The sequence below is a fragment of the Polaromonas sp. CG_9.7 genome (assembly GCF_015752205.1).
Taxonomy (GTDB): domain Bacteria; phylum Pseudomonadota; class Gammaproteobacteria; order Burkholderiales; family Burkholderiaceae_C; genus Polaromonas.
On the sequence record NZ_JADOVG010000012.1, the window covers coordinates 63143 to 88596 of the forward strand.

Consider the following 25454-nt stretch of genomic DNA (forward strand, 5'->3'; position numbering starts at 1 on the left):
AATTTCCTTTAATTTCAGACCGTTATTTTGAGCAGTTCCGACCCCTCGGTGACCTGGTCCCCGGGGGCGTACATCAATTCATCGACCACGCCGTCGGCGGGAGCGGCAATCGTGTGCTCCATTTTCATCGCTTCCATCACCGCCAGCGGCTGACCTTTGGTGACTTTGTCGCCAGCCTTGACGGAAAACGACAGGATTTTTCCGGGCATGGGCGCGGTCAGGCGTCCGCCTTCGGTGTGGCTTTCGCCGGCATGCGCCAGCAAGTCAATCGCGGTGATCTGGGTCGCGCCGCGCGCGGTGAAGACATGGCCCACCTCGCCCTGGCTGTACACCGTTGCGGTCAGTCGCTGGCCGGCGAACTGGATGTCAATGCCCTGTGCGCTTTTGGCAAACACCAGTGGTCCCGACACGCCGCCCACCGCCAGTTGCAAGGCGCCGTCATGGCCATAGGTCAAGGTGGCGTTGGCCGGCTCGCCCTTGAAATCAAATTCAAAGGGCCGCTGCGCGACGCCATGCGTTTGCCAGCCGTCGCGGCGGCTGAACGGGTCGCGGCCCTCGCTGGCTTGTTCGTCCAGCAGCGTCCGGGCAATCGCGCTGGCCGCCGCCATCGGCAGGCCGACCGGCTCCTGCTTGAACAGCACGGCTTCTTCGCGCGGGATCAGCGCCGTGTCGAGATTCGCCTGCGCAAACGACGGGCTGCGCACCACATAGCGCAGGAACTGCACATTGGTGCTCAAGCCCACGATGCGGGTCTGCGACAGCGCCTCGCCCATGCGAGCCAGCGCCTCTTCGCGTGTCTGGCCGTGCACGATCAGCTTGGCGACCATCGAGTCGTAGAACGGTGAAATCGTGTCACCCTGGCGCACACCGTCGTCGATACGGACAGTGCCGCGCTCAAAGGCGGTACAGACCGGCTTGTCGTAAACGTGCAGCGTGCCGGTGGTCGGCAAGAAATTGTTGTCCGGGTTCTCGGCACAGATGCGCGCCTCGATGGCATGGCCGTTGATCTTCAACTGGTCCTGCGCCAGCGGCAGTTTTTCGCCCGAAGCGACAAGCAATTGCCACTCAACCAAGTCCAGGCCGGTGATGGCCTCGGTCACCGGATGCTCGACCTGCAGCCTTGTATTCATCTCCATAAAGAAGAAATTCATGCTGCCGTCCGCGCGCTGCTCGACGATGAATTCGACCGTACCGGCGCCGACATAGTTCACGGCCCGCGCCGCCGCCACCGCCGCTTCGCCCATCTGCCGGCGCATGGATTCGCTTAATCCCGGCGCGGGGGCTTCTTCCAGCACCTTCTGGTGCCGGCGCTGCACCGAGCAGTCGCGCTCGAACAGGTAAACGCAGTTGCCGTGCATGTCGCCGAACACCTGGATTTCGATATGTCGCGGGCGCTGGGCGTACTTTTCGACCAGCACCGTGTCGTTGCCAAAGCTGTTGATGGCTTCGCGCTGGCACGAGGCCAGCGCCGCTGCGAAATCCGCTGATTTTTCCACTGCCCGCATGCCCTTGCCGCCGCCACCGGCGCTGGCCTTGATCAGCACCGGGTAACCGATGCGGTCGGCTTCGCGCTGCAGCAGCGCCGGGTCCTGGTCTGCGCCGTGGTATCCCGGCACCAGCGGCACGCCAGCCTTTTCCATCAACTGCTTGGACTCGGCTTTCAGGCCCATGGCCTTGATGGCTGACGCCGGCGGGCCGATGAAGACCAGCCCGGCGTTGGCACAGGCCTGGGCAAATTCCTCGTTTTCACTCAAAAAGCCGTAGCCGGGGTGAATCGCCTCGGCACCTGTTGCCCTGGCGGCTTCAATGATTTTTTCCCAGCGCAGGTAGCTGTCCTTGGGCGCACTGCCGCCGATATGCACGGATTCGTCGCAAAAGCCCACATGCTTGGCGCTGGCGTCGGCGTCCGAATACACGGCCACGGTCTTGATGGCCATGCGGCGGGCGGTGGCGGCAACGCGGCAGGCGATCTCGCCCCGGTTGGCAATCAGTATCTTTTTAAACATATTTGGTCTTTGTATTGTTCAAGTCAAAAGGTACAGCGGCATGAAGCAAGCTCACCGCTACCGCATCAAACGCATTTTTCGGCCGGCCTTGCGTATCAAACAAGGTTGGCCGCATGGAGTGCCCGTCGGCGCGGCGGGTGCCCTGCATTCCCCGATTCATCCAGCTTTCTTCGTCGGTCACATTGCACATCACGACCATTTCGACCGCAGCATGACCAGCGCAGGTCTCCATGAAGTCTTTGTAGAGTGCAGCGGTCGCTGCGTCGCGGTCTGACACCGTACCGGGTTGCAGCGCATCACGTAAATCCAGTTCGGTGATTTGAATGCCCAGGCCGAGCGCGCGCAGTTCATCAAAAAAGCGGGAAAGCCGGGTAGCAGAAAACTTGCGCGACAAATCCAGGTGCGCTTGCAAGCCCATCACATCAACCGGCGTCTTTCGTTTGATCCATTGCTCGAGCATGCGCAGCACGGCCGACCGGCGACGTTCGCACCAAGGCTCGTCCTGCTCCATACCGTAGTCGTTGTAGGCGAGTTTGGCGCGTGGGTCCGATGCACGCGCGAGTTCAAACAGCTCCGGGTATCGGTCCTTGCCCCACAGCTCCGATAAAACCGATTCACGAAGGCCGCTTTTGTTTTTCTGGTCCCCGTAGATCACTTCATTGAGCACGTCCCATGTGTGAATGCGGCCACGGTATCGGGCCGTCATGGATTGCAGATGGGCGGATTGCGCCACTGCGAACGCCTTGCGTGTCGCAGTCGAAAGGTAAGCGGGCGTGGACTGATGCCATGCCAGCGTGTGGCCGCGCAGGGCTGCGCCCAAGCTTTCCGCAGTGTCAGCGACCCAATCAGCGCGGGTGTAGTCGGACACACCCGCCGCGTTTTCGATGTTGCGCCACTTCATGGCGTTTTCAGCAGTGATGACACCTGCATGCTGGCGCAGCAAACTTTTGACAGGCTCCTTGTTGGCGTACCCAGAATCAATCGCAAACCCGAATCTTCGGCCACTGCCAAGCGCTGCATCGTTCAGGCCCAGCCCGTCTTGCGCGCGCGCCAATCCGGCGGTGCCGACACACATCCCGGATGCCCACTTCAGAATTTCCCGGCGTTGCATCGTCATCGCGCATCAGGTTGGTCAATCATGTCCAACGTCCTTTGAAAAAGGCGGTTTGAAGGTAAAAGCAGGCAACAAACCCGGGTCGGGCTTGCCGCTGAAAATACGGGCGACACGGGTGAACAACTGCTTTAAAAACCGCCAGCATCGACGAATCAGCCAGACGCTGAGCACCAGCACCACGACCAGCAAGGGCATAAAGACAAAGGGATGCGCCACCGCCAGCCACAGGCCGGCAGGCACCAGGCTGTCCTCGACCAGCGAGGTGCCGATGTTGCTGAACGGCTCGGGCGAGGTGTTGATCGCCGCCCGTGACGTCGCCTTGGCGGCAAAACTGGTTCCAGCCAAGGTGCCGCCTACGAGAGCAGCTACCAAACTCATGGCAGCGCTGTCTGCACTGAACACACCGGCCGCCAGCGCTGCACCCGCCGGAATACGGATCACCGTGTGCACCACATCCCAGAGCGAGTCGAGCCCGGGAATCTTGTCGGCAAAAAACTCGACAAACACCATGAAGCCACTGGCGCCCAGCACCACCGGATTGGCCAGCAGGTGCAGCCCCTGCGGCAATTGCATCCAGCCCATGTAGCCGGCCAGGCCGGTCAGCAACAGCACCAGGTACAGGCGTATGCCGCTGGCCCAGCCGACAGCGCCGGCCAGGGCGACCAGTTGCGCGGTATCCAAGGCTTGCATGGTGAAGCTCCTTTGAAAACTCAGGCCAGCCAGGACGGCTTGCGCTTTTGCAGGAAAGATTGCACGCCTTCCCGACCTTCGCTGCTGGTGCGAATGTCGGCTATGCCTTCGACCGTGCGGCCGATCAGCGGCGCCTCGATGTCTCGGCCTGCCACTTCCTGCACAAGCGTCTTGCAGCTGCGCACGGCGTTCGGGCTGGCGTTGACCAGTGCATGCGTCAGCTCCGCCACCTTGGCGTCCAGCTGATTGGCGCTGACCACTTCATGCACGAAACCAATGCGGTGCGCTTCTTTCGCGTCGAAGCGCTCGGCGGTCAAAAAGTAGCGGTGCGCCGCCCGCGCGCCCATGGCGCGGATCACATACGGGCTGATGGTCGCCGGAATCAGCCCCAGCTTGACTTCGCTCAGGCAGAAATTCGCCGTATCGACGCTGACGGCCATGTCGCAGGCCGCCACCAGCCCCATGCCGCCCGCATACACATCGCCCTGTATGCGGGCAATGGTGGGCTTGGGGCATTCATACATCACGCGCAGCATCTCGGCCAGCGCGCTAGCATCCGCCAGGTTTTCGTCACGGGTGTAGTCGGCCATGCGGCGCATCCAGTTCAGGTCGGCCCCGGCGCAAAAGGCCGGCCCGGTGGCGGCCAGCACCACGGCACGCACCTCGGCGCGGCTGGCCGCGTCCTGGAAAGCGGCGGTAATCTCGGCAATCACCGCGTCGTTGAAGGCGTTGCGGATGTCGGGGCGGCTGAGCGTGATCGTCAGCACGGCGGATTTTTGGGTTATTTGCAGTGCAGTCATGGCGTCACATCCTGAACAAGCCGAACTTCGTCTCTGGAATCGGGGCATTCTGCGACGCGCTCAAGCCCAGCGCGAGCACACGGCGGGTGTCGGCCGGGTCGATCACGCCGTCGTCCCACAGCCGCGCCGTGGCGTAATACGGATGGCCCTGGTGCTCGTACTGGCTGCGAATCGGTGCCTTGAAGGCTTCTTCTTCATCTGCCGTCCACGCGCCGCCCTTGCCTTCGATGCCGTCGCGCTTGACGGTGGCCAGCACGCCGGCCGCCTGGTCGCCGCCCATGACGCTGATGCGGGCGTTCGGCCACATCCACAAGAAGCGGGGCGAAAACGCGCGGCCGCACATGCCGTAGTTGCCGGCGCCAAAACTGCCGCCGATGATGATGGTGAATTTGGGCACAGCCGCCGTCGCCACGGCCGTGACCATCTTGGCGCCGTTTCTGGCAATGCCTTCGTTCTCGTACTTGCGGCCGACCATGAAGCCGGTGATGTTCTGCAAAAACACCAGCGGGATCTTGCGCTGGCAACACAGCTCGATGAAGTGCGTGGCCTTGAGCGCCGATTCACTGAACAAAATGCCGTTGTTGGCGATGATGCCTACGGCCAAGCCTTCGATGTGCGCAAAACCGCAAACGATGGTGGTGCCGTAGCGCGCCTTGAACTCGTCAAAGTCACTGCCATCGACGATGCGGGCGATGATTTCACGCACGTCGAAGGGTTTGCGCACATCGACCGGAATCACGCCGTACAGCTCTTCTGCTACGAATTCAGGAGCTACTGGCGCTCGTCCAGTAAGCGCCGGAGCCTTGTTTTTATTCAAATTCTTGACCGAAGCCCGCGCCAGCGCCAGCGCATGCAGGTCGTTTTGCGCCAGATGGTCGGCCACGCCCGACAGGCGCGTGTGCACATCGCCGCCACCCAAATCTTCTGCCGTCACGACTTCGCCAGTCGCAGCCTTCACCAGCGGTGGGCCGCCCAGGAAAATCGTTCCCTGGTTCTTGACAATGATGCTTTCGTCGCTCATCGCGGGCACATAAGCGCCGCCGGCGGTGCAACTGCCCATGACCACGGCGATCTGCGAAATGCCCAGCGAACTCATGGTCGCCTGGTTGAAAAAGATGCGGCCGAAGTGGTCGCGGTCGGGGAACACTTCGTCCTGGTTGGGCAGATTCGCGCCGCCCGAATCGACCAGGTAGATGCAGGTCAGGTTGTTTTGCTGGGCAATTTCCTGGGCGCGCAGGTGCTTCTTGACGGTCAGCGGGTAGTAGGTGCCGCCCTTCACAGTGGCATCGTTGCAGACGATCATGCAGTCGACGCCGCTGACGCGGCCAATGCCGACGATCAGGCCGGCGCAGGGCGCGTCTCCCTTGTACATGCCGAGTGCGGCCAATGGCGCGACTTCGAGAAACGGCGTGCCGGGGTCGAGCAGCCGCTGCACGCGGTCGCGCGGCAGCAGCTTGCCGCGCGCCGTGTGCCGGGCGCGGGACACGTCGCCTCCGCCGGCGGCGGATTTGGCCAGCTGCACATGCAGGTCATCGACCAGCGCGCGCATGGCGGCGGCATTGGCCTGGAAGTCGGCGGAACGGGCGTTGAGTTTGGATTCGAGCGTGGGCATGTTTGCGTGTTCTTTCAGGGTATCAAGCGATTCAGGCGGTGGAGTCTTCTTCCAGCCCGAGCTGGTTTTTCATTTCGTCGCGGATCTTGAACTTCTGGATCTTGCCGGTCACGGTCATCGGAAAGCCGGACACAAAACGAATGTAGCGCGGCACCTTGTAGTGCGCAATCTTGCCTTTGCAGAACGCGCGCACCTCGTCTTCGCTCAGGGTTTCGCCGGGACGCGTGACGACCCAGGCGCAGAGTTCCTCGCCGTAGCGCTTGTCGGGCAGACCGACCACCTGCACGTCCTGCACCTTCGGGTGGCGGTACAGGAATTCCTCGATCTCGCGCGGGTAGATGTTTTCGCCACCGCGAATCACCATGTCCTTGATGCGGCCGACAATGTTGACGTAGCCTTCGCCGTCCATGGTGGCCAGGTCGCCGGTGTGCATCCAGCCCTCGGCGTCAATCGCCTCTTGGGTTCGGGGCGCGTCGTCCCAGTAGCCGTGCATGACCGAATAGCCGCGTGTGCAGAATTCGCCCGACACGCCGGTCGCGACGATCTCGCGGCTCTCGGGGTCGATGATCTTGACTTCGATGTGCGGCTGCACCAGGCCAACGGTCGAGACGCGCTTGGCCAGCGGCGTGTCGATGGAGCTTTGGCAGCTCACGGGGCTGGTTTCGGTCATGCCGTAGGCAATCGTGATCTGGCCGAGGTTCATGCTGCTCACGACGCGCTTCATCACCTCGGTCGGGCACGGCGAGCCGGCCATGATGCCGGTGCGCAAGGTGGACAAATCAAACTCGGCAAAGCGCGGGTGGTCGAGTTCGGCGATAAACATCGTCGGCACGCCGTGCAGACCGGTGCATTTTTCGTCCTGCACCGCCTGCAGCACGCTCAAAGGCTCGAAGCCGTCGTTCGGATAAACGATGGTCGCGCCGTGCGTCAGGCAGGCCAGATTGCCCAGCACCATGCCGAAGCAGTGGTACAGCGGCACCGGGATGCACAGGCGGTCGGCGGGTGTCAGCCGCATGGCTTCACCGATGAAAAAGCCGTTGTTCAGGATGTTGCGGTGCGTCAGCGCCGCGCCCTTGGGGAAGCCGGTGGTGCCGCTGGTGAACTGGATATTGATCGGGTCGCTGGCCTTGAGCGTGGCGGCGATGTCAGCCAGCCGCGCGTCATCGGCATTGCCGCTGGCGAGCAGATCGGAAAACCGCATCAGGCCGGGCTGGTCGTGTTCAGAGGAGTGCTGCCCGGCTTCGTCAATCCAGACCACGGCTTTCAAATGCGGCAGCGTCAGCGATTCAAGCTCGCCCGGCTGGCCATGCGCCCACTCGGGCGCCAGTTCGCGCAGCATGCCGAGGTAGTCGCTGGTCTTGAACTGCGCCATGGTGACCAGCGCTTGGCAACCGGCCTTGTTCAACGCATATTCGACTTCCGCCGTGCGGTAGGCCGGGTTGATGTTGACCAGAATCAGGCCGACTTTGGCGGTGGCCAGTTGCACCAGCAGCCATTCGGCATTGTTGTGCGACCAGATGCCGACGCGCTCGCCGGGCTGCAGGCCCAGGCCGAGCAGCGCGCTGGCCAGGCGGTCGGTTTCACGCTGCAGTTCACGGTAGCTGTAGCGGCGGCCCTGGTGAACGCTGACCAGCGCTTCGTGCTCAGGCTGACGGGCCGCGATGGCATCGAAAAACGCCCCGATGGGCTGTTCGATCAGCGGCACATCGGTGGTGCCACAGGCGTAGCTGCGCTTGAAAACTGGTGCGGCGGGATGCGATGCGGAAAAATCTGCGCTCATGCTTGTCTCCTTGCGACCGCCAGCAAGGGCGGATTCGCCAGTATGGCGCATCCCCGGCGAATCGCGCCATCAGAAAAAGCCAGGATGGTTGCAAATCGAGCCACAGTCCACCACACTTGCTCCCATGCCATCACACCTTCCCGCCGCTTGCGCAATACCGCCCCCGGACGCGCCTGCCGTCACGCCGATCGCCTTTGTCCAGGCGATTGTGCTGGCTTACGAGCGGCGCGGCATGGACCCGGCCCATGCGCTGGCGCAGGCACAAATCGCGCCGGCTGCGTTGTTGAGCACGACATCGCGCATCACCGCCTGGCAGATGGAACACATTTCGGGCCTGGCGATGCAGGAACTCGACGACGAGGCGCTGGGCTGGTTCAACCGGCGCCTGCCCTGGGGCAGCTACGGCATGCTGGCGCGGGCGTCGCTCAGCGCGCCGACGCTGGGCGTGGCGCTCAAGCGCTGGTGCCGGCACCACGGACTGATTGCCGACGACATCGCCCTGACGCTTGGCGTGGCGGGCGACACGGCCAGCGTGTCCATTGCTGAACACCACGGCCTCGGCGCGCTGCGCGAGTTCTGCCTGGTTTCCGTGCTGCGCAATATCCTGGGCGTTGCCTGCTGGCTGATCGATTCGCGCATTCCGCTGCTGGGCGCACAACTGCCGTTTGCCGCGCCGCTCCACCGCGAGGTGTACGGCGTACTTTTTTCAGGTCCGACGATTTTCGACAGCGCAACGGCAGCCATCCGCTTTGACGCGCGTTATCTGGCATTGCCGCTGCGACGCGATGAGCGCGCCTTGCAGCAGATGCTGCAGCGCGCCCTGCCGCTGACAGTGCTGCCCTACCGACGCGACCGGCTGCTGGTGCAGCGGGTGCGCCAGGCGCTGGCGGTGCATCCGGCGCTGACCCACAGCGCCGGCGCGCTGGCTGAGCTGCTGCATGTGTCGCCGCGCACGCTGCACCGTCAATTGAAGGAAGAAGGCGCCTCGCTGCAGGCGCTGAAAGACGAGGTGCGGCGCGCGCATGCGACCGACCTGCTGCTGCGCAGCCACCGGCCGATCAAGCAGGTGGCAGAGGCGGCCGGGTTTCAGAACGAGAAAAGCTTCATGCGGGCCTTCAAGGCCTGGACTGGCCAGTCGCCCGCGCAGTTCAGGCAGCAGCTTCAAAGTACGCCGAAGAAAGCGAACTGAAGCGGCCTGATGTTTACTTCAAAAAGAAGGGCGGCGTGCCGTAAGTGGTCGCCGGCACCACGTCGGAAACCGGTGCAGCATCGGTTGGAAAAGCCCCGCGGCTGCCAATCGCAAAGCAGCCGCTTGTTGAATAACGTGAACCCAGCACCACCCGAATGGTGTCGACAGCCTTGAAAAAATACAGGTAAGTGCCGCCGCTGTCGGTGATGGGGATGCCACGGTAAGGCGTGCCGATCGTACCGCCAACCGAATACGGCGTGCCGGTGCAATCTGCCGTGGTGTAGTAGACCGATTCGAATTCAGACCAATTGGCGCCATTGCTGGCATACGTGCATCCTCGGATGGGATCACATTTGCTGTCTGAGCCCAGGCCGACGATCGTGGCGAGTTGGTTGTCGAAGGTTGCCAAAATGGCATAGTTGCCAATGGCCCGGCCCATCGTCCGGCCGGTTGAATCGACCCATTTGATCGCGGCAGTTTCGACTTTATCGCCTCTTTCGGCTTTCTCGGCTTTCTCGTTCTGGTTTTTGAACTTGCCTTCCTTGGCCGAGGTAGCCCACGCTCGCGAACTGGTGCGGTTTGGACCGGCAACGCGCTCCAGCCTGGACAGGTCGGATTTGTCAGAAGGCGCACTGGTTTCGGGTGGCAACTGCGCTTGACTTCCAAGGGCCAGGGTAAGCAAGGACAGGCCAATGACAAAAGATTTCACGATAATTTTCATGGATTTTTCTATTTTTTTAAAAGAACCAATTTGGAGCCTTTTTTAAGGTGAAAACCCGAAAAACTTTGAAATCCAATGCAACATGCCGCATCAGACGTTAACGACAACTCGTTCAAGGGTGCTTCAGGATCAAGCAATGTAGGGATTTCCCACACCCTCGTCAGAGTGTCTACGCAAGAAAATCAATCGACCGTGAGTCGGGCTGAAAAACAGATATTGCGGCGGACATACAACCCGACCATGAAATCTTCAGCCAATGTCTCGCCGCGTTGATCCCGCAGGTCGCGCAGCACATGTTCGGTTCCAAATTTCACCATTACTCACTTATTGATATCTGCTTATGCCCAGCTACTATGCGCAACAGTCTTTTTTGACACTGAAGCTGGTCTCCGTCCGCGCAAGACCGGCGTTCGCTTCGGTGCGGTGAAGAGTGGCTAGACTCCACAAATCAATACTGCCCGGCAAGCCACATGTTTATCGTCATTTTTTCTTGCGTCATGATGATTGCGCTGACGACGCTGATTCATTTCGAAATTTTAAGCAGCCTGAATACCCGGCTGCCCGCGCTCAGCTTTCCCAGCCGCAGCAAGCTGTTGATTGTCATGTTTGGCGCCTTTACCGCCCACGCGCTGGAAATCGCACTGTACGGCTTCGTGCTTTATGGACTGATTCATTTCACCGGCGCGGGCAGCCTGAGCGGCATTGGCAGCTCGTCGCTGGAAAACTGCCTGTATTTTTCAGCGGAAACTTTTTCCTCGCTTGGCTTCGGCGACCTGATTCCAATTGGCCCGATCCGGTTGCTGGCAGGCACGGAAGCCTTGAACGGCTTGCTGCTGATCGGCTGGTCGGCCTCTTATGCCTATCTTGCGATGGAGCGATTTTGGGTTTTCCCAAGCCAGGACAGCGAATCCTGACGAACACATGGCCGCGCATTCCTGATGCCACAGGCCCCGTGACCCATCCCAAAATCCGTCCCCATCTTCTGTGGACAACTTTGTGCACCATTGCAGGGAAAACCCTTGAAACCCTGATGGGCCGGGGCGTTCAACAGGGTGCCTGCCAAACAGGCACAGTGGGTAACTTTTGCCTTCAAGGTGCGTTCATCAACGCGTCAAATGGTTTCCAATAAAGCGGGCAACTCGGCCATATGGGCAAACAGACGGCTGGCACCTGCCTGCGTCAAGGCCGGGCCGTGGGCAGGCGTTGGGCAATACGCCCACACCGTCGCCCCCGCAGCAATACCCGCCGTGACGCCAGTCGTCGTGTCCTCGATCACCAGGCAATGTGCGCCCGCCGCACCCAGGTGGCTTGCGGCCGCCAGGTACACATCGGGCGCCGGTTTGGAGTGCGGCATTTCCTGGCCGCTGAAAATGCGACCGTCAAACCAGGGCATCAGCCCGACCTGCGCCAACTGCATTTCGACCTTGAAGCGGTCGGCACCGGACGCGCAGGCAATGCGCTGGCCGGCGTGCGCATGGGCAGCTTCCACCGCCGCGTGCGCACCGGCAATCGCCACCAGCCGCGCCTGCAACTCGCGGTTGCGCCGGGCATAAAACTCGGCCATCCAGGCCTCGGTCAGCGGCTGGCCGGTTTGGGCTTCGATCAGCACGCGTTCGTCGCGCACGGCCTTGCCGACAAACACGCGCATGCATTCGGCAGGCGAAAGCGACCAGCCGCTTTCTTCCAGCAAGTCGCGCAGCACGCCGTTGGTGATGGGTTCGCTGTCGACCAGCACGCCGTCGCAGTCGAACAGGATGGCTTCAAATTTCATGTCTTTTACTCACTTATTTATAGCTAATTGCGCTCGTCAATATTGCGCAAAAGCCGTATTTGATACTAAAACTGGTCGCCATCGACATAAAACCAGCGCCCCGACGCGCGCACGAAGCGGCTGCGCTCATGCAGTCGCGTGGCGCGGCCACCCTCGCGGCAGCGGGCGACGAACTCGACTTCGGCGTGGTCGGCGTCCAGCAGGCAATGCGAACGCACATCCAGCCCCAGCCACTTCGCGCCAGGCGCGAAGTCCAGCGTCGCCGGGCGCGTCGAGGCGTGCCAGGTGGCGAGCAAATAATCGGCCCGCTCCAGTACAAAGGCGCTGTAGCGCGATCGCATCAGCGCTTCGGCGTTGGGGGCGGGGATTTTTTCGTTGAGGTAGGGGCCGCAGCAGGCGGAAAAAGGCAGGGGCTGGGGTTGGGCGGCTTTGGCCGGCTTGGCGGGATGTGCGGCAATGCGGCCACAGGGGCATGCGGCACTCATGCGTTCAAGGCCGGGTCGCTTGCGGGTTGCGCGCCCTTCAGGCGCATCCAGAAATTGTTCATGGTGTTGATTTTTACAGATGAGGGCGAGGCGAAAGGCTAGACCCATCACTGAACTGGCCCTATGATTCTGAAAATCCCTTGCGGCCTTGAAACCGCCATGCACCACAGCGGCCCTGACTGAACGTGGAAAACCCCAAGAAAGTTTTTTATGAAACACTTGCGATTTGGCCTGCTCTTTGTAGCCGCTGCCCTGGCGGGTTGTACTTCGACCCAGTTCGACCCCCAGCAGACGGCAAGCGCCCGCACAGAAATCTGCAAAGCGACGTCAGAAGCCGAGATTGCCGGCCTGTTTGATCGCTGGAACCGCTCCCTGCAAACAGGCGATGCGCAGCAGGTGGTCGCCAACTACGCACGGCAGTCCATCTTGTTGCCCACCGTGTCGAATAAGCCCCGGCTCACGCCGGCCGAAAAGCTCGACTACTTCCAGCATTTTCTGGAAAGCAGGCCCTCGGGCAAGATTGATTTGCGGTTCGTTGAGCTCGGCTGCAACACCGCCCTGGACGCTGGCCTGTACACCTTCACCTTCGCCAAAACCGGTGCATCGGTCAGCGGACGCTACAGCTACACCTATCGCTGGGACGGCGCCAAATGGCTCATCACCAGCCACCACTCGTCGGTCATGCCCGAAAAATGAAGCGCTGAACGCGCGCAAGCCCCCGCGCTGCCGTTCCAGATGCGCACGCGGGATGGGTCCCGGCTAGCGCACAAGAACCAACAACTTGACCAGCCCGGCGGCAATCAGCCCCAGCCCCAACAGCGATCCCAGCCGTTCGCCGCCCGGTGCCAATTTCTCCACCGAAACGGCCAGCGACAGCGCGGCGATCCAGGCCAGGTTCATGACCCCACCCACAAACAGCAGGGCCATCAACGCCCAGCAGCAGCCAACGCACAGCAGCCCATGCCGAAGCCCCATCACGAAAGCGCCTTGCCAACCGGCGCGCCACTCTCCGATAAGAAAGCCCATCGGGGTGCGGCAATGCGACAGACAAACTTGCTTGACGCGTGAAAACTGATAGACCCCGGCGATCAACAGCAGCAGCGCGGTCAGCAAAGCCGACGTGCTGACAATCATCGGGTTGACCCAGTTCATGGCTTGCAGCGCCCACTGTGCGGCCGTCGCCCCCACGCTGAAGACGAACCAGACGATCAGGTAGGCGGCGACAAAGCTGATTCCTCGCGTTCGCTCTCGCGTGCGCACGCACAGGTTAACAAAGGTCAGGATCATCGGCAGGGCCGACGGTAGCATCATTGCGGCCATCATGAGCGCCCACATGGCCCAGACCGCGAACACGGTAGCGGCGCGCCAGTTTGAAGAAGCCGGCATCGTCAGTTGCGCAAACGGCTGGCTCATGTCAACCGCGATCCAGACCAGGAATAGCCAGCAGACCATACTGAGGAGCAAGATCCCCGCCGCCAGCCTGGACTGCCCGGTAATCAGCAGAACCATGCCCGGTGGTGACTTGCCGGCTGAATCAGACGCTTGCTGTGGCATGAGTCGACCTCCTTCGCCAGTTGAATATACCGCCTGTACGATGCGTGTGTTCATGCAAAACGTCAAACGCGCGGCTTATTCGTTTCAGCAGAATCAACCTCCACACACACTGCTTACGTCCGTGACAAAGAAACGGCATGGTGAAGCCGCAGGCATCGGCATAGACTGGACGATGAGGTGCTGCCGCATCAGCAGCGAACAGTGTTCCTGCGCGCTGGCGCTCAAACAGGCACCTCCTTTTCAAGGAGTATTGTTATGACGACCTGGAGCATTTCCGGCCATTACATGGAAACTTGCAATTGCACATTTCTGTGTCCCTGCATCACCTCCAACCTCTCGGCACGGCCAACCGAAGGTGACTGCAAAGCCGCAATCGCATTGCAGATCGACAAAGGGGTGAAAGATGGCATCCCGCTTGACGGGTTGTCCTTCGTGGTCATGCTGCATTCGCCGGGGGCAATGGCGCAAGGGAACATGACCGTCGGATTGATTGTTGACGATAGCGCTTCTGACCAGCAAGTTGACGCCATCAGCGCCATTGCCACCGGCTCGGTGGGCGGTCCCATGGCGGCGCTGGCGGCGCTCGTCAGCAAGATTGCAGGCGTTGAGCGGCGGCCCATACGGTTTGAGGAAGACGGGTTGAATTACACCGTGAGCGCCGGTGAATTGCTTGAACAGGCTTGCGAAGGCATCGCCAGTGCCGCCGACCCGAAACAGGCCATTTGCATCGACAACACGGCGCATCCCGTGAACAGCCGGCTGTCCCTGGCCAAGGCCACGCGCAGTCGCTTCCACGTTTTTGGCATCAACTGGGATGATGCCACCGGCACGCGCAACGCGCAATTTGCGCCCTTCGCCTGGGCGGGTTGACGCGTCAGATCACGCGAAAGCATGCACCGGCACCGGCACCGGCATCAACCCAATCCGGTCCAGCGCCGCCGCCAGTTGACCCACCGTGCGGTCCACCCGGTGCCACTTTTCCAGCCCGAACAGTCCAACGCGAAAGGTCATGAAGTCGGCGCCTTCGTCGCATTGCAGCGGCACGCCGGCGGCGGTCTGCAGACCCTGGTCGAGGAATTTCTTGCCTGACTGGATGCCGGGGTCGGTGGTGTAGCTGACCACCACGCCGGGCGCTTTGAAACCCTCAGCAGCGACGCTGGGCAGGCCCCGGCTTTCGAACAGCGCGCGCACCTTTTCGCCCAGCGCTTCCTGCTCGGCCTTCACCTTGGAAAAACCATAGGCATGCGTTTCCTGCATGGCGGCGCGCAGGCGCGTGAGGGCGTCGGTGGGCAGCGTGGCGTGGTAGGCGTGGCCGCCTTTTTCGTAGGTTTCCATGATCTGCAGCCACTTTTTCAGGTCGCAGGCAAAGCTGGTGCTGACGGTGCCGTCGATGGCCGTGCGGGCACGTTCGCTGAGCATGACCATGGCGCAGCAGGGTGAGCTGCTCCAGCCTTTTTGCGGTGCGGAAATCAAGACATCGACGCCCGTGGCCTGCATGTCGACCCACATGGCGCCCGAGGCGATGCAGTCGAGCACGAACAGGCCGCCCACGGCATGCACGGCGTCCGACACGGCGCGCAAATAATCGTCGGGCAGGATCATGCCGGAGGCGGTTTCGACATGCGGGGCAAAGACAACGGCGGGCTTGTGGTGGGCAATGGCGGCCTGCACGTCGGCGATGGCGGCGGGCGCCCACGGGGCTTGCGCGCCGGGGCCGGTTTGCCGGGCCTTGAGCACGGTGGACGAGGCAGGAATGTTGCCCATGTCAAAGATTTGCGTCCAGCGGTAGCTGAACCAGCCGTTGCGCAGCACCAGCACATGCTTGGCCGTGGCGAACTGGCGCGCCACGGCTTCCATGCCGTAGGTGCCGCTGCCGGGCACCAGCGCCACGGAATGCGCGGCGTACACCTCCTTGAGGATGCTGGAGATGTCTGTCATCACGCCCTGGAAGCTGCGCGACATGTGGTTGAGCGCGCGGTCGGTGTAGACCACCGAGAATTCGAGCAGGCCGTCAGGGTCGATGTTGGGCAATAGTCCGGGCATGGTGTGGCCTCACTTTGGTTGGCAGAAGTCGGATGGTCAGCTTAGCACTGTGCGCCGAAAAAAGAGATAAGCGTGTGCAGCTCGAACAAGCGCATCCCCCACCGACCCGGCGGCCAGAAACTGCCCTGTCTCCCGGCGGATAGCGTCCCAATCGCTGGGCGGGGGAGACTCGGCGTCCAGCCGCGAAACCGGGGCGGCTCAATGTGCCGGATCAAGAAAAGGGGTGCCCGGGTCGCTCACATAAAAGATGACGACCCGCAAGGCGTCCGTGGCACTCTTGTTGTAGCCTGTCATTTTCACGTTGGGCGGCTCGACAAAAGCCTGCCCCGCGCTGAGGACGACGGGCGCCCTTCCCTCCAGGTCCAGCGTGAACTGGCCTTCGAGCACATAGACCGTGACCGGGGAGCGGTGCGTGTGAAACACGGTCTGGTCGCCGGGCTTGAACGAGGCGGTCAGCACCCTGACCTCCTGAGTGTCCGACTTGGGCATCTGCAGGACGCTTTCCTTCAGGACCAGATGCGGGGTTGCCTGGCCGGGCGTCTGAGCCTGCGCCGCCAGCCCGAAAACGGCGCCCAACGTCAAGGCCAGCAACGCAGCGAGCGAGCGGAATGTGGGTTGATGGTGCGGTTTCATGGCAAGACCTTTCATCGCGTTGGACAGACCGCCCAGTCTAGGCGCCCCCGCGCTCGGGCGCAAGATCGCCGACTCCCTGTGGGCGGTGTACGGCGGCCGCGACTATCTGGCGCAGCACGGCAGCCCCCACGGCATGCGGGAACTGGCGCAGCACGCCTGGGTCGGGTTCGACGAGACCGTGGCCAGCCACCGCGCAACGCAGTGGCGGCGGCAGGTGGCGCCGGTTGCCAGAAAAATGGCCAAGAGTGGCAGCGGGCTGGGAACGGCTCACTTCGCCAAAGCCAACCTGGGTCTTGCGGCGCTGCCAACGACGATCGGTGATGCCGAGCCCGACCTGGTGCGGGTGCTGGGGCCGGTGGCCGGTGGCCGAATTGACGCGCAGCTTGCGCCTGCTGACCACGCGCCAGCTCGGCGCACGCCCCGGGTTTCGGCCTTTTTAAAATTCATGGTGCAAGAGGTGCAGGCGCTTCGGCCCATGCTCACCGGCTGAGTGGTGCGCAAGCGGCACCGGACTCACGCATTTTGCCTGCGAAGCGCTTCAGCCAGGGCTCTGGCCAAGCAGCAAAACACTCGCTTTTCGGTAGCAACCTGTTGCGACAAAGCGAGGGCTAGCGGCCTCTTTGGCTTGCAACTGGCCACCATCCTGGCAACACCGGGCAGCCCTGCCAGCCTCAGGAACGTCAGCCCTTCTTGGTATTGCGCTCTTCCAGGGTTTCGGTCGGGGCGCCCTGCTTTTTCCACTCGGCATAGCCGCCATCAATGTGGGCGACATTGCGCATGCCCATGTCCTGCAGTGTCTTGGTGGCCAGCGCGCTGCGCCAGCCGGCTCCGCAAAACAAAATGAACTCCCGGTTTTCGTCGGCAAACACCGGCTTGAAATACGGCGACGCCGGGTCAACCCAGAACTCCAGCATGCCGCGCGGTGCATGGAAGGCGCCGACAACCGTGCCGTCCTGCTCCAGTTCGCGCGGGTCGCGGATATCGATGATCTGCACGTTCGGGTCCGACAAGCGGGCTTGCACCGACTCGACCGAATAGGTCTTGACCTCTTCCATGGCCTCATCGACGAGAACCTGGAAACCTTTGGTAATGGGCATGCTGACTCCTTATGCTGAAAAAATCATTATCGACATTGCTGACGCATCACGCTTGTCACCCTCTTCCGCCTTTGCCTTTTAAAAAGGCAAAGGCAACCAAGCCTACTTGCGCCAGAACTGGCCGGTGAACAGCACCAGAAACGACAGCAGTTCGAGCCGGCCCATGAGCATGGCAAAGCTCAACACCCACAGCTGAAAGTCGTTGAGCACGCCGAAATTACTCGCCGGCCCGACCATGCCCAGGCCGGGGCCAATGTTGTTGACAGTGGCAATCACGGCTGAAAACGCGGTGACCATGTCCAGCCCGGTGAGCAGCAGCACCATCGTCAGGCCGACAATCACGGCGCCGTAGATCAGCATGAAGCCAAAGGTGGCGGTCATGACCGACATCGGCAGCACCACGCCGCCCAGCGTGACAGGGTTGACCACGCGCGGGTGCACGATGCGCACCAGCTCGCGGCGCGCCTGCTTGATGAGCAGGATCATGCGGATCAGCTTGATGCCGCCGCCGGTGGAGCCGGCGCATGACACAAAGCAGCCAAGAAACAACAGCAGCACCGGCGCAAACACCGGCCACAGCGCGTAGTTGGCAGAGGCGTAGCCGGTGGTGGTGGCCACCGACACCACATGAAAGGCGCTGGCGCGCAAGGCTCGCGCCACATCGGGATAAACATCGTGCACCCGCAGCAGCACGGTGATCAGGACAATCGAGACCAGCAGCACCATGACGTAGGTACGAAACTCGCGGTCGTGCAGCAATGGGCGGATGGAGCGGTTGCGCAGCACGATGAAGTAGCGCAAAAAATTGATGCCGGCCAGCGCCATGAACAGCGTCGCCACCATCTCGATCTGGGCCGACTTGAAATGCCCCAGGCTGTCGTCGTAGGAAGAAAATCCGCCCAGCCCCATGGTCGAGCACATGTGCATGAAGGCGTCGACCCAGCTCATGCCGGCCCAGCGGTAGGCCAGCATGCAGGCAACGGAAAACACAAAGTACACGCTCCACAAGCCGCGTGCGGTCTCGGCAATGCGCGGCGTGAACTTGGCTTCTTTCAGCGGCCCCGGCGTTTCGGCCTTGTAGACCTGAAAACCGCCCAGCCCCATCATGGGCAGCACCGCCACCACCAGCAGCATGATGCCCAGGCCGCCGAGGTACTGCAAAAAGCAGCGCCACACGTTGACCGAGGCGGGCAACGCATCCAGGCCGCTGAGCGCGGTGGCTCCGGTGGCCGTGATGGCGCTCATGGCCTCGAAATAGGCCTTGACCCAGGTGATGTCGGGCACGGTGTACATCAGCGGCAGCGCCGCATAGGCCGGCAGCACCAGCCACACCAGGTTGACCAGCAAAAAACCGTCGCGCGGCTGCAGCTCGCGGCGCTGATGGCGCGTGGCCAGCATCAGCACCAGTCCGCTGACCAGCGTCAGTGCGAAGCAGGCCGTCCACAGCACCGCCTGCTCCTGGGCATCAAGGGCAATCGCCCAACCCAGGGGAACGAAGAAGGCCGGCGAAAAGGCCAGCAGAATACGGGCAAAAACGCCCAGGACAGGAAGCAGGCTGTACATGCGGGGCGCGATCAGCCGAAGAAGGTCGCGCTGACCTGGAACAGCTTTTCGACCTGGCGCACATCGCGCTTGTTCGGGATGAAGATGATGATGTGGTCATCGGTCTGGATCACCGTGTCGTGGTGCGGCATCATGACTTCACATTCGCTGCCCTGCCCTCGCACGATGGCGCCAATGGCCGCGCCCTTGGGCAGCTTGACTTCCTCAACGCTCCGGCCGACCAGTTTTGAGGTCTTGGCGTCGCCACGCGCCACGCCTTCAAGCGCCTCGGCCGTGCCGCGCCGCAGGCTGTGCACCGCGGCCACGTCGCCGCGTCGCAGGTGGGTCAGCAACTCGCCAATGACGGTGTGCGCCGGTGAGATGGCGATGTCGATGGTGCTGCCCTGCATCATGTCGGCATAGGCGCGGCGGTTGATGAGCGAGAGCACGCGCCCGGCGCCCAGCCGCTTGGCGAGCATGGCCGACATGATGTTGTCCTCGTCGTCGCTGGTGAGCGCCAGGAACATGTCCATCATGCCCACGTTCTCGCCACGCAACAGGTCCTCGTCAACGCCGTCGCCATGCAGAATCAGCGTGGAAGACGGCAGCTGGCTGGCCAGGTAGTCGCAGCGCTCGGCGTCGCGTTCGATGATTTTCACCTCGCACTGGTCCAGCAGACTGCGCGCCAGGCGCAAGCCGACCCGGCCGCCACCGGCAATCATCACGCGCTGCACCGGCTTGTCGCGGTGGTGGATGGCGTGCAGCACCTGCCGGATCTTGCGCGCATCGGCCAGCACGAACACCTCGTCGCCACTCATGATGCGGGTGTCGGGCGTGGCCTCTATCTCGGTGTCGAGCCGGTACAGCGCCACGATGCGCATTTCGATGTCCGGGAACAGTTCACGCAGTTGCGCAATGGTGCGGCCGACCGCATCGCCCCGGGACGCACGCACCACCATCAGGCACGCCCTCTGCTGCGAAAACGTCACCACCTGCAGCGCCTCGGGGTGGCGGATGAGCTGGTGGATGTAGCGCGTGACCGACTCCTCTGGGCAAATCACGTGATCGACCGCAAAACCGCCCTTGCCCAGCAGTTCGCTGCCTTCGACGAAGTCGGGCGAGCGCAGCCGCGCCACCGTGTTGGACACGTTGAAGATCTGGTGCGCCACCTTGCAGACCACCAGATTGGTCTCGTCGTCGGCAGCGCAACCGATCACCATGTCGGCGTCTTGCGCACCGGCCTCGCGCAGCACCGACGGCTGGATGCCGTTGCCCACCACCCCGCGCAAGTCAAAGCGCTCGCCCAACTGGCGCAGCCGCGCCGCATCGGTGTCAATCACAGTGATGTCGTTTTGCTCCAGCGCCAGGCTTTCAGCCACGGTTTCACCGACGCGGCCTGCGCCAAGAATAATAATGTTCATGGAACAAAATAATACGTTAACGACGCGCTGCGCCCGGCAGGCAGGCAAAGCATCAGGGCGTCACAGCGGCCAGACCAGCAGCAGCATTGGGATGCTGACCGCCGCCACGAGGATTTCCAGTGGCAGGCCGAGGCGCCAATAGTCGCCAAAGCGAAAGCCTCCGGGGCCGAGGATCAGGGTGTTGTTCTGATGGCCGATCGGCGTCAGGAAGGCACAGGACGCGCCGATGGCCACGGCCATCAGGAAGGAATCCGGGTTCACGCCAAGCGCCGAAGCCGTGCCCAGGGCAATCGGGCACATCACGGCGGCAGTCGCGGCGTTGTTCATCAGGTCGGACAAAAACATGGTCACCACCAGGATCAGCGCCAGGCCGACGACAGCGTGCCCTTGTGCGACGTTTTCCAGCAGCAAACGCGCAATCAGGTCTGCCGTGCCGGTGGTCTGCATCGCGCCGGCCACGGGAATCAGCGCGGCCAGCAGCACGACAACCGGCCAGTCGATGGCCTCGTACACGCCGCGCGGCGGCACGGTGCGCAGCGCCATGGAGGCCAGCACGCCCATGGCAAACGAGATGGCTGCCGGCAGCAGGCCAAACGCCGCCATGCCGACCGAAAAGGTCATGATGCCGACGGACAGCCAGGCCTTGCGCTGGTTCGGGATGCGCAGTTCTCGCTCGGCCAGCGGAACGCAGCCGTTGTCGGCGGCAAACTCGTTGATGGCGTCGGGCGACCCCTGCATCAGCAGCAGGTCGCCAGGCTTGATCGGCAACAGGCGCAGCCGCAGCCGCTGGGTATCGCCCTGGCGCGACAGCGCCAGCATGTTGATGCCGTAGCGCGTGCGCAGCAGCACATCGCTGGCAGAGCGGCCCGCCAGCATCGACCCGGGCAACACCACCAGCTCCATCAGCACGATTTCCCCCGCCGTGTCGGTCTTGTCGTCATCGGGCTCATCGTCTGCGTCTTCGTCTGCTTTGTCCTCGCCTTTAGCCAAGGCGGCGCTCGCAGCAAGGCCCTGGCCGGTCTTGTCGCGGCGTGGGTCCTGGCTTTGTTCAACCACCTTCGCCTTCGTTTTCGCTTTCTGCTTTGCCTTTGTCTTCGACTCCAGATCAGCGGCAACCGGGTTTTCGTCGTCCTCTGGCTCCGGCGGGCGTCCGGATTCCTCCAGCCTGAGCTCCAGGCTGGACAGCAGGCCGGACAACGCATCGGCCTCGGCCTCGATCACCAGGATGTCGCCGGCATGGACCCGGCGCATCAAACCGGGTGCGGTCATGCGAATCTCGTTGCGCACCAGCCCGACGACCTGTGCGCCCGCCTCGTCCAGCACGGTTTCCAGCTCCAGCAGGCTCTTGCCTATCGACTTGCTGTCAGGCAGTACCCTGGCCTCGGTCAGGTAGGAACTGGTTTCAAAACCATCCAGGCCGGACTGCTTGCGCGCCGGCACAAGTCGCCAGCCAGCCAGCGCCACAAACACCACCCCGACGAGTGCCACCGCCAGGCCGATGGGCGTGAAGTCGAACATGCCAAAGCCGCCCGCGCCCGTTTCGGCACGAAAACCGGAAACGATCAGGTTGGGTGGTGTGCCGATCAGCGTGGTCATGCCGCCCAGGATGGTGCCAAAGGCCAGCGGCATCAGCACCTGGCCCGGTGTGAGTTCGAGCCGCTTGGCCAGCTGGATTGCCACGGGCATCAGCAGCGCCATGGCGCCGACATTGTTCATGAAGCCCGACAGCACGGCGCCCAGTCCCATCAGCGCGAGCAGGCTGAGCGTGGGGCCGGATTTTTTCGGCAGCGCATAGCGGGTCAGTACATCCACCGCGCCCGACGTCAGCAAGCCACGGCTCATGACCAGCACGCAGGCCACGGTGATGACGGCCGGGTGGCCGAAACCGGCGAGCGCATCGACTGCCGGCAACACGCCGGCCAGCACGCACGCCAGCAACGAGCCCATGGCGACCATGTCGTGCCGCCAGCGCCCCCACAGGAACATGCCCACGGTGCAGGCCAGAATGGAAAGAATGAGAATCTGGTCTTGGGTCATGGGCGCTTGGTTGGCTGCAGGATGGAAACGCCCGGCCCCTGCGGGACCAGCGCCACAGCGCGAGCGTCAGCTATGGCGAGGACTTCAAGCCAGCGCGCGCTGGATGATAATCTTTTGCACGTCGCTGGTGCCTTCGTAGATCTGGCAAACGCGCACATCGCGGTAGATGCGCTCGACCGGGAAGTCGCTCACATAGCCATAGCCGCCCAGTGTCTGGATGGCGGCGCTGCAGACTTCCTCAGCCACTTCGCTGGCAAACAACTTGGCCATTGCCGCTTCTTTGAGGCACGGCCGACCGGCGTCGCGCAGGCTGGCGGCGTGCCAGATCAGCTGGCGGGCGGCTTCAAGCTTGGTCGCGCAATCGGCCAGCCGAAAGCCCACAGCCTGGTGGTTGAAGATGGCAGTGCCGAAGCTCTGGCGGTCCTTGGCATAGTTCAATGCCACCTCGAACGCGCTCCTGGCCATGCCGACGCTTTGCGCCGCAATGCCGATGCGCCCGCCTTCCAGCCCGCCCAGGGCAATCTTGTAGCCTTCGCCTTCGGCGCCGATCAGGTTTTCAACCGGAATGCGGCAGTCGTCGAAGTTGACCTGCGCCGTGTCGCTCGAATGCTGGCCGAGCTTGTCTTCCAGCCGTGAGGCGGAATAACCGGGCGCGTCGGTCGGCACGATGAAGGCGCTCATGCCTTTTTTGCCGGCGCCCTTGTCGGTGACGGCAATGACGATGGCGACCTGGCCGTTCTTGCCGCTGGTGATGAACTGCTTGACGCCGTTCAGCACATAGGCGTCGCCGTGCTTGACAGCGGTGGTACGCAGCGATGAAGCATCGCTGCCGGTGTGCGGCTCGGTCAGGCAAAAAGCACCCAGCATGTTGCCCTGCGCCAGCGGCATCAGCCACTGCTTTTTCTGCGCGGCATTGCCGTAGCGCATCAAGATGGCGTTGACCGGGCAGTTGGTCACGCTGATCGCCGTGCTGGTGCCGCCATCGCCAGCGGCGATTTCCTCCAGCACCAGCGCCAGCGTGAGGTAGTCGAAGTTGGCGCCGCCGTATTCCTCAGGCACGCAGATGCCGTAGGCACCCAGCGCTGCCAGGCCCTTGTGCGCCTCGACGGGAAAGTAATGTTCCTTGTCCCAGCGCGCAGCATGCGGCCAGAGTTCTGCCTGGGCAAAAGCGCGCACCGCGTCGCGTACCTGTTCCTGGTCTTGTGTCAGCAGCATGCTTGTGTTCTCCGGATCGTGATGAAGGAAATTACCACCCGGCAAACCGACTGCCATCGTGGTGTAAAAACTGGCCCTTGTGGGCGGCTGTGAGCATGCACAGTGTGGCGCGTAGGTCGTCAAACAGCTCGCGCGTGGGCGGCGACAGCGCCGTGCCGCAGGCATAGACGCCGGCCACGTAGAGCGCGGTGTCGATTTTTTCGCCGTCAAGTTGCCAGGCCAGGCCGCTGACGCTGGCTGGCTGGCTCGCGTCCACGGTCAGCACTTCGGCCCCCAGCGCCTGCACGCGCCCGGCGGCGTCGCGCACGGTGGCAATGACGCAGTCGCCCGCTTCGGTGTACTGGCGAACGAATTCGAGGCCCAGCCCGCGCGAAGCACCGATGACCAAGACGACAGCCATGGCGATTACAAGCCAAAAGTGCCTGTAGCGCATATCCAGAAAGCGCTAGCAGCTATTATTTCAGGAGTAATCATGAAGTCTTTGCCCCTGACTGAGTTGGGCTGCATCATGGCTTCGTATGGCTGGGGCTCAGAGCACTTCAATTGCCAGCGCCGTCGCTTCGCCGCCGCCGATGCACAGCGTGGCAACGCCTTTTGTCAGGCCGCGTGCCTTCAGCGCATGGATCAGCGTGACGATGATGCGCGCGCCGCTGCAGCCAATCGGGTGGCCGAGTGCACAGGCGCCGCCATTGACGTTAACGACGTCATGGCTGATGTTCAGCTCTTTCATGGCGGCCATGGGCACCACGGCAAACGCTTCGTTGATTTCCCACAGCTCCACATCCTTCACGCTCCAGCCGATTTTTTTCAGCAGCTTGTTGACCGCGCCGACCGGGGCGGTCGAGAACCACTCGGGCGCCTGGGCAAAGGTGGCGTGGCCGACGATGCGGGCCATCGGCGTCGCGCCGAGTTCCCTGGCGGTGGATTCACGGGCCAGCACCAGGGCGGCAGCGCCGTCGCTGATCGACGAACTGGACGCGGCGGTGATGGTGCCGCCCGTCTTGAACGCGGGCTTGAGCGAAGGAATCTTGTCGAGCTTGATCTTGCCCGGCGCCTCGTCGATGGCCATCACGGTCTCGCCGGAACGGGATTTGACCGTAACCGGCGTGATTTCAGCCTTGAACGCACCAGACTCGGTGGCCGCCTTGGCGCGCTGCACGCTGGCGGTGGCAAAGGCGTCCTGCTGCTCGCGGGTGAAACCGTATTTGGCAGCACAGTCTTCGCCAAAGGTCCCCATGGAGCGACCAGCCTCATAAGCGTCTTCCAGGCCGTCAAGCATCATGTGGTCCATCACGCGGTCGTGGCCGATGCGCATGCCGCCGCGTGCCTTGGGCAGCAGATACGGCGCGTTGGTCATGCTTTCCATGCCGCCGGCAACCACCACATCGCGGCTGCCCGCGATCAATTGGTCATGCGCCAGCAGCGTGGCTTCCATGCCGGAGCCGCACATCTTGGACAACGTGACCGCGCCGGTGCTGGCCGGCAGGCCACCCTTGAAACCGGCCTGGCGCGCCGGCGCCTGGCCCTGGCCGGCCATCAGGCAGTTGCCGAACAGCACTTCGTCGATGCGTTCGGGCGAAACACCCGCGCGCTCGACAGCGGCCTTGATGGCAGCGCCGCCCAGGTCGTTGGCCGACAGGCTGGCGAACTCGCCCTGGAAAGCGCCCATGGGGGTCCGGGCGGCGCCGAGGATGACGATGGAATCAAGCATGTTTTTCTCCTTGAAGGGGGTTGGAAATAAAGG

24 protein-coding genes and 1 pseudogene are annotated in these 25454 nt (G+C 62.6%); 5 read left to right on the top strand and 20 right to left on the bottom strand.

Annotated features, from left to right (window positions below):
- Nucleotides 1-14 precede the first annotated feature (14 nt).
- From IWX87_RS13230 to IWX87_RS13255, 6 genes are read right to left on the bottom strand one after another with little or no spacing between them, the layout of a single operon-like run.
- Complete coding sequence (locus IWX87_RS13230) at nt 15-2006, bottom strand: acetyl/propionyl/methylcrotonyl-CoA carboxylase subunit alpha (protein WP_196863991.1); 1992 nt, start codon at nt 2004-2006, stop codon at nt 15-17.
- Nucleotides 1999-3123, bottom strand: a complete 1125-nt coding sequence (locus tag IWX87_RS13235) for an endo-1,4-beta-xylanase (protein WP_196863992.1) — start codon at nt 3121-3123, stop codon at nt 1999-2001. Before IWX87_RS13235 ends, IWX87_RS13230 begins: the two co-directional genes overlap by 8 nt.
- A 15-nt stretch (nt 3124-3138) precedes the next feature.
- Nucleotides 3139-3810 carry a DUF4126 domain-containing protein gene (locus IWX87_RS13240; RefSeq protein WP_196863993.1) on the bottom strand — a complete coding sequence of 224 codons (672 nt, stop codon included), beginning with the start codon at nt 3808-3810 and terminating at the stop codon, nt 3139-3141.
- Nucleotides 3811-3830: 20 nt separating this feature from the next.
- Nucleotides 3831-4610 carry an enoyl-CoA hydratase/isomerase family protein gene (locus tag IWX87_RS13245; protein WP_196863994.1) on the bottom strand — a complete coding sequence of 260 codons (780 nt, stop codon included), beginning with the start codon at nt 4608-4610 and terminating at the stop codon, nt 3831-3833.
- Between the two features lie 4 nt (nt 4611-4614).
- Entirely contained in the window at nt 4615-6222 is a 1608-nt protein-coding gene (locus IWX87_RS13250; RefSeq protein WP_196863995.1) for a carboxyl transferase domain-containing protein, read from the bottom strand.
- 31 nt (nt 6223-6253) lie between these two features.
- Nucleotides 6254-8002: an AMP-binding protein gene (locus tag IWX87_RS13255; protein ID WP_196863996.1), complete on the bottom strand. Its 1749-nt coding sequence runs from the start codon at nt 8000-8002 to the stop codon at nt 6254-6256.
- Between the two features lie 124 nt (nt 8003-8126).
- On the opposite strand from IWX87_RS13255, the gene IWX87_RS13260 reads away from it, so the two are divergent.
- Nucleotides 8127-9191 carry an AraC family transcriptional regulator gene (locus IWX87_RS13260; protein ID WP_196863997.1) on the top strand — a complete coding sequence of 355 codons (1065 nt, stop codon included), beginning with the start codon at nt 8127-8129 and terminating at the stop codon, nt 9189-9191.
- 13 nt (nt 9192-9204) lie between these two features.
- Here the strand turns inward: IWX87_RS13260 and IWX87_RS13265 are convergent, their stop codons facing one another.
- Both IWX87_RS13265 and IWX87_RS19895 read right to left on the bottom strand, forming a co-directional pair.
- Nucleotides 9205-9912 carry a hypothetical protein gene (locus tag IWX87_RS13265; RefSeq protein ID WP_196863998.1) on the bottom strand — a complete coding sequence of 236 codons (708 nt, stop codon included), beginning with the start codon at nt 9910-9912 and terminating at the stop codon, nt 9205-9207.
- A gap of 182 nt (nt 9913-10094) precedes the next feature.
- Nucleotides 10095-10229, bottom strand: a complete 135-nt coding sequence (locus IWX87_RS19895; protein ID WP_255532190.1) for a hypothetical protein — start codon at nt 10227-10229, stop codon at nt 10095-10097.
- 153 nt (nt 10230-10382) lie between these two features.
- Between IWX87_RS19895 and IWX87_RS13270 the strand changes: the two genes are divergently transcribed.
- Nucleotides 10383-10826, top strand: coding sequence for an ion channel (locus tag IWX87_RS13270; RefSeq protein WP_196863999.1), 444 nt, complete (start codon nt 10383-10385; stop codon nt 10824-10826).
- Between the two features lie 197 nt (nt 10827-11023).
- On the opposite strand, the gene IWX87_RS13275 is transcribed toward IWX87_RS13270, so the two are convergent.
- Nucleotides 11024-11683, bottom strand: a complete 660-nt coding sequence (locus IWX87_RS13275) for an HAD family phosphatase (RefSeq protein ID WP_196864000.1) — start codon at nt 11681-11683, stop codon at nt 11024-11026.
- 65 nt (nt 11684-11748) lie between these two features.
- Nucleotides 11749-12168: a YchJ family protein gene (locus IWX87_RS13280; protein ID WP_196864001.1), complete on the bottom strand. Its 420-nt coding sequence runs from the start codon at nt 12166-12168 to the stop codon at nt 11749-11751.
- A gap of 210 nt (nt 12169-12378) precedes the next feature.
- On the opposite strand from IWX87_RS13280, the gene IWX87_RS13285 reads away from it, so the two are divergent.
- Nucleotides 12379-12864 (top strand): DUF4440 domain-containing protein, encoded by a 486-nt coding sequence (locus IWX87_RS13285; protein ID WP_196864002.1) that lies wholly within the window; start codon nt 12379-12381, stop codon nt 12862-12864.
- A 63-nt stretch (nt 12865-12927) separates the two neighbouring features.
- Here IWX87_RS13285 and IWX87_RS13290 read toward each other — a convergent pair whose 3' ends face one another.
- On the bottom strand, nt 12928-13722 hold the full coding sequence (locus IWX87_RS13290) for a DUF2182 domain-containing protein (RefSeq protein ID WP_196864003.1): 795 nt from the start codon (nt 13720-13722) through the stop codon (nt 12928-12930).
- A gap of 255 nt (nt 13723-13977) precedes the next feature.
- On the opposite strand from IWX87_RS13290, the gene IWX87_RS13295 reads away from it, so the two are divergent.
- Nucleotides 13978-14592, top strand: a complete 615-nt coding sequence (locus IWX87_RS13295; protein ID WP_196864004.1) for a DUF1326 domain-containing protein — start codon at nt 13978-13980, stop codon at nt 14590-14592.
- Nucleotides 14593-14601: 9 nt separating this feature from the next.
- Here the strand turns inward: IWX87_RS13295 and IWX87_RS13300 are convergent, their stop codons facing one another.
- The gene (locus tag IWX87_RS13300) at nt 14602-15765 is read right to left on the bottom strand and encodes an aminotransferase class V-fold PLP-dependent enzyme (RefSeq protein ID WP_196864005.1); all 1164 of its coding nucleotides are present in this window, start codon (nt 15763-15765) and stop codon (nt 14602-14604) included.
- 198 nt (nt 15766-15963) lie between these two features.
- Nucleotides 15964-16398 (bottom strand): cupin domain-containing protein, encoded by a 435-nt coding sequence (locus IWX87_RS13305; RefSeq protein ID WP_196864006.1) that lies wholly within the window; start codon nt 16396-16398, stop codon nt 15964-15966.
- On the opposite strand from IWX87_RS13305, the gene IWX87_RS13310 reads away from it, so the two are divergent.
- Nucleotides 16397-16888: a LysR substrate-binding domain-containing protein gene (locus IWX87_RS13310; RefSeq protein WP_196864007.1), complete on the top strand. Its 492-nt coding sequence runs from the start codon at nt 16397-16399 to the stop codon at nt 16886-16888. The genes IWX87_RS13305 and IWX87_RS13310 overlap by 2 nt on opposite strands.
- A 190-nt stretch (nt 16889-17078) precedes the next feature.
- Here IWX87_RS13310 and IWX87_RS13315 read toward each other — a convergent pair whose 3' ends face one another.
- From IWX87_RS13315 to IWX87_RS13345, 7 genes and pseudogenes are all read right to left on the bottom strand, one after another.
- A complete protein-coding gene (locus tag IWX87_RS13315) occupies nt 17079-17495 on the bottom strand; it encodes a rhodanese-like domain-containing protein (RefSeq protein ID WP_196864008.1) in 417 nt (138 codons plus the stop codon).
- 102 nt (nt 17496-17597) lie between these two features.
- Nucleotides 17598-19058 carry a TrkH family potassium uptake protein gene (locus tag IWX87_RS13320; RefSeq protein ID WP_196864009.1) on the bottom strand — a complete coding sequence of 487 codons (1461 nt, stop codon included), beginning with the start codon at nt 19056-19058 and terminating at the stop codon, nt 17598-17600.
- 11 nt (nt 19059-19069) lie between these two features.
- Nucleotides 19070-20458: a Trk system potassium transporter TrkA gene (gene trkA / locus IWX87_RS13325; protein ID WP_196864010.1), complete on the bottom strand. Its 1389-nt coding sequence runs from the start codon at nt 20456-20458 to the stop codon at nt 19070-19072.
- 60 nt (nt 20459-20518) lie between these two features.
- On the bottom strand, nt 20519-22495 hold the full coding sequence (locus IWX87_RS13330) for an SLC13 family permease (RefSeq protein WP_196864011.1): 1977 nt from the start codon (nt 22493-22495) through the stop codon (nt 20519-20521).
- 84 nt (nt 22496-22579) lie between these two features.
- Nucleotides 22580-23710 (bottom strand): acyl-CoA dehydrogenase family protein, encoded by a 1131-nt coding sequence (locus IWX87_RS13335; RefSeq protein ID WP_196864012.1) that lies wholly within the window; start codon nt 23708-23710, stop codon nt 22580-22582.
- 103 nt (nt 23711-23813) lie between these two features.
- Nucleotides 23814-24110 (bottom strand): annotated as a pseudogene (locus tag IWX87_RS13340) (SDR family NAD(P)-dependent oxidoreductase); the annotation flags it as partial.
- A gap of 129 nt (nt 24111-24239) precedes the next feature.
- Nucleotides 24240-25421, bottom strand: coding sequence for an acetyl-CoA C-acyltransferase (locus IWX87_RS13345; RefSeq protein ID WP_196864013.1), 1182 nt, complete (start codon nt 25419-25421; stop codon nt 24240-24242).
- Between the last annotated feature and the right edge of the window lie 33 nt (nt 25422-25454).

What these genes read in the sequence shown, in the direction of transcription:
- IWX87_RS13230 (WP_196863991.1), bottom strand. Translation starts at nt 2,006, where the DNA reads ATGTTTAAAAAGATACTGATTGCCAACCGGGGCGAGATCGCCTGCCGC.
- IWX87_RS13235 (WP_196863992.1), bottom strand. Translation starts at nt 3,123, where the DNA reads ATGACGATGCAACGCCGGGAAATTCTGAAGTGGGCATCCGGGATGTGT.
- IWX87_RS13240 (WP_196863993.1), bottom strand. Translation starts at nt 3,810, where the DNA reads ATGCAAGCCTTGGATACCGCGCAACTGGTCGCCCTGGCCGGCGCTGTC.
- IWX87_RS13245 (WP_196863994.1), bottom strand. Translation starts at nt 4,610, where the DNA reads ATGACTGCACTGCAAATAACCCAAAAATCCGCCGTGCTGACGATCACG.
- IWX87_RS13250 (WP_196863995.1), bottom strand. Translation starts at nt 6,222, where the DNA reads ATGCCCACGCTCGAATCCAAACTCAACGCCCGTTCCGCCGACTTCCAG.
- IWX87_RS13255 (WP_196863996.1), bottom strand. Translation starts at nt 8,002, where the DNA reads ATGAGCGCAGATTTTTCCGCATCGCATCCCGCCGCACCAGTTTTCAAG.
- IWX87_RS13260 (WP_196863997.1), top strand. Translation starts at nt 8,127, where the DNA reads ATGCCATCACACCTTCCCGCCGCTTGCGCAATACCGCCCCCGGACGCG.
- IWX87_RS13265 (WP_196863998.1), bottom strand. Translation starts at nt 9,912, where the DNA reads ATGAAAATTATCGTGAAATCTTTTGTCATTGGCCTGTCCTTGCTTACC.
- IWX87_RS19895 (WP_255532190.1), bottom strand. Translation starts at nt 10,229, where the DNA reads ATGGTGAAATTTGGAACCGAACATGTGCTGCGCGACCTGCGGGATCAA.
- IWX87_RS13270 (WP_196863999.1), top strand. Translation starts at nt 10,383, where the DNA reads ATGTTTATCGTCATTTTTTCTTGCGTCATGATGATTGCGCTGACGACG.
- IWX87_RS13275 (WP_196864000.1), bottom strand. Translation starts at nt 11,683, where the DNA reads ATGAAATTTGAAGCCATCCTGTTCGACTGCGACGGCGTGCTGGTCGAC.
- IWX87_RS13280 (WP_196864001.1), bottom strand. Translation starts at nt 12,168, where the DNA reads ATGAGTGCCGCATGCCCCTGTGGCCGCATTGCCGCACATCCCGCCAAG.
- IWX87_RS13285 (WP_196864002.1), top strand. Translation starts at nt 12,379, where the DNA reads ATGAAACACTTGCGATTTGGCCTGCTCTTTGTAGCCGCTGCCCTGGCG.
- IWX87_RS13290 (WP_196864003.1), bottom strand. Translation starts at nt 13,722, where the DNA reads ATGCCACAGCAAGCGTCTGATTCAGCCGGCAAGTCACCACCGGGCATG.
- IWX87_RS13295 (WP_196864004.1), top strand. Translation starts at nt 13,978, where the DNA reads ATGACGACCTGGAGCATTTCCGGCCATTACATGGAAACTTGCAATTGC.
- IWX87_RS13300 (WP_196864005.1), bottom strand. Translation starts at nt 15,765, where the DNA reads ATGCCCGGACTATTGCCCAACATCGACCCTGACGGCCTGCTCGAATTC.
- IWX87_RS13310 (WP_196864007.1), top strand. Translation starts at nt 16,397, where the DNA reads ATGGCAAGACCTTTCATCGCGTTGGACAGACCGCCCAGTCTAGGCGCC.
- IWX87_RS13305 (WP_196864006.1), bottom strand. Translation starts at nt 16,398, where the DNA reads ATGAAACCGCACCATCAACCCACATTCCGCTCGCTCGCTGCGTTGCTG.
- IWX87_RS13315 (WP_196864008.1), bottom strand. Translation starts at nt 17,495, where the DNA reads ATGCCCATTACCAAAGGTTTCCAGGTTCTCGTCGATGAGGCCATGGAA.
- IWX87_RS13320 (WP_196864009.1), bottom strand. Translation starts at nt 19,058, where the DNA reads ATGTACAGCCTGCTTCCTGTCCTGGGCGTTTTTGCCCGTATTCTGCTG.
- trkA (WP_196864010.1), bottom strand. Translation starts at nt 20,458, where the DNA reads ATGAACATTATTATTCTTGGCGCAGGCCGCGTCGGTGAAACCGTGGCT.
- IWX87_RS13330 (WP_196864011.1), bottom strand. Translation starts at nt 22,495, where the DNA reads ATGACCCAAGACCAGATTCTCATTCTTTCCATTCTGGCCTGCACCGTG.
- IWX87_RS13335 (WP_196864012.1), bottom strand. Translation starts at nt 23,710, where the DNA reads ATGCTGCTGACACAAGACCAGGAACAGGTACGCGACGCGGTGCGCGCT.
- IWX87_RS13345 (WP_196864013.1), bottom strand. Translation starts at nt 25,421, where the DNA reads ATGCTTGATTCCATCGTCATCCTCGGCGCCGCCCGGACCCCCATGGGC.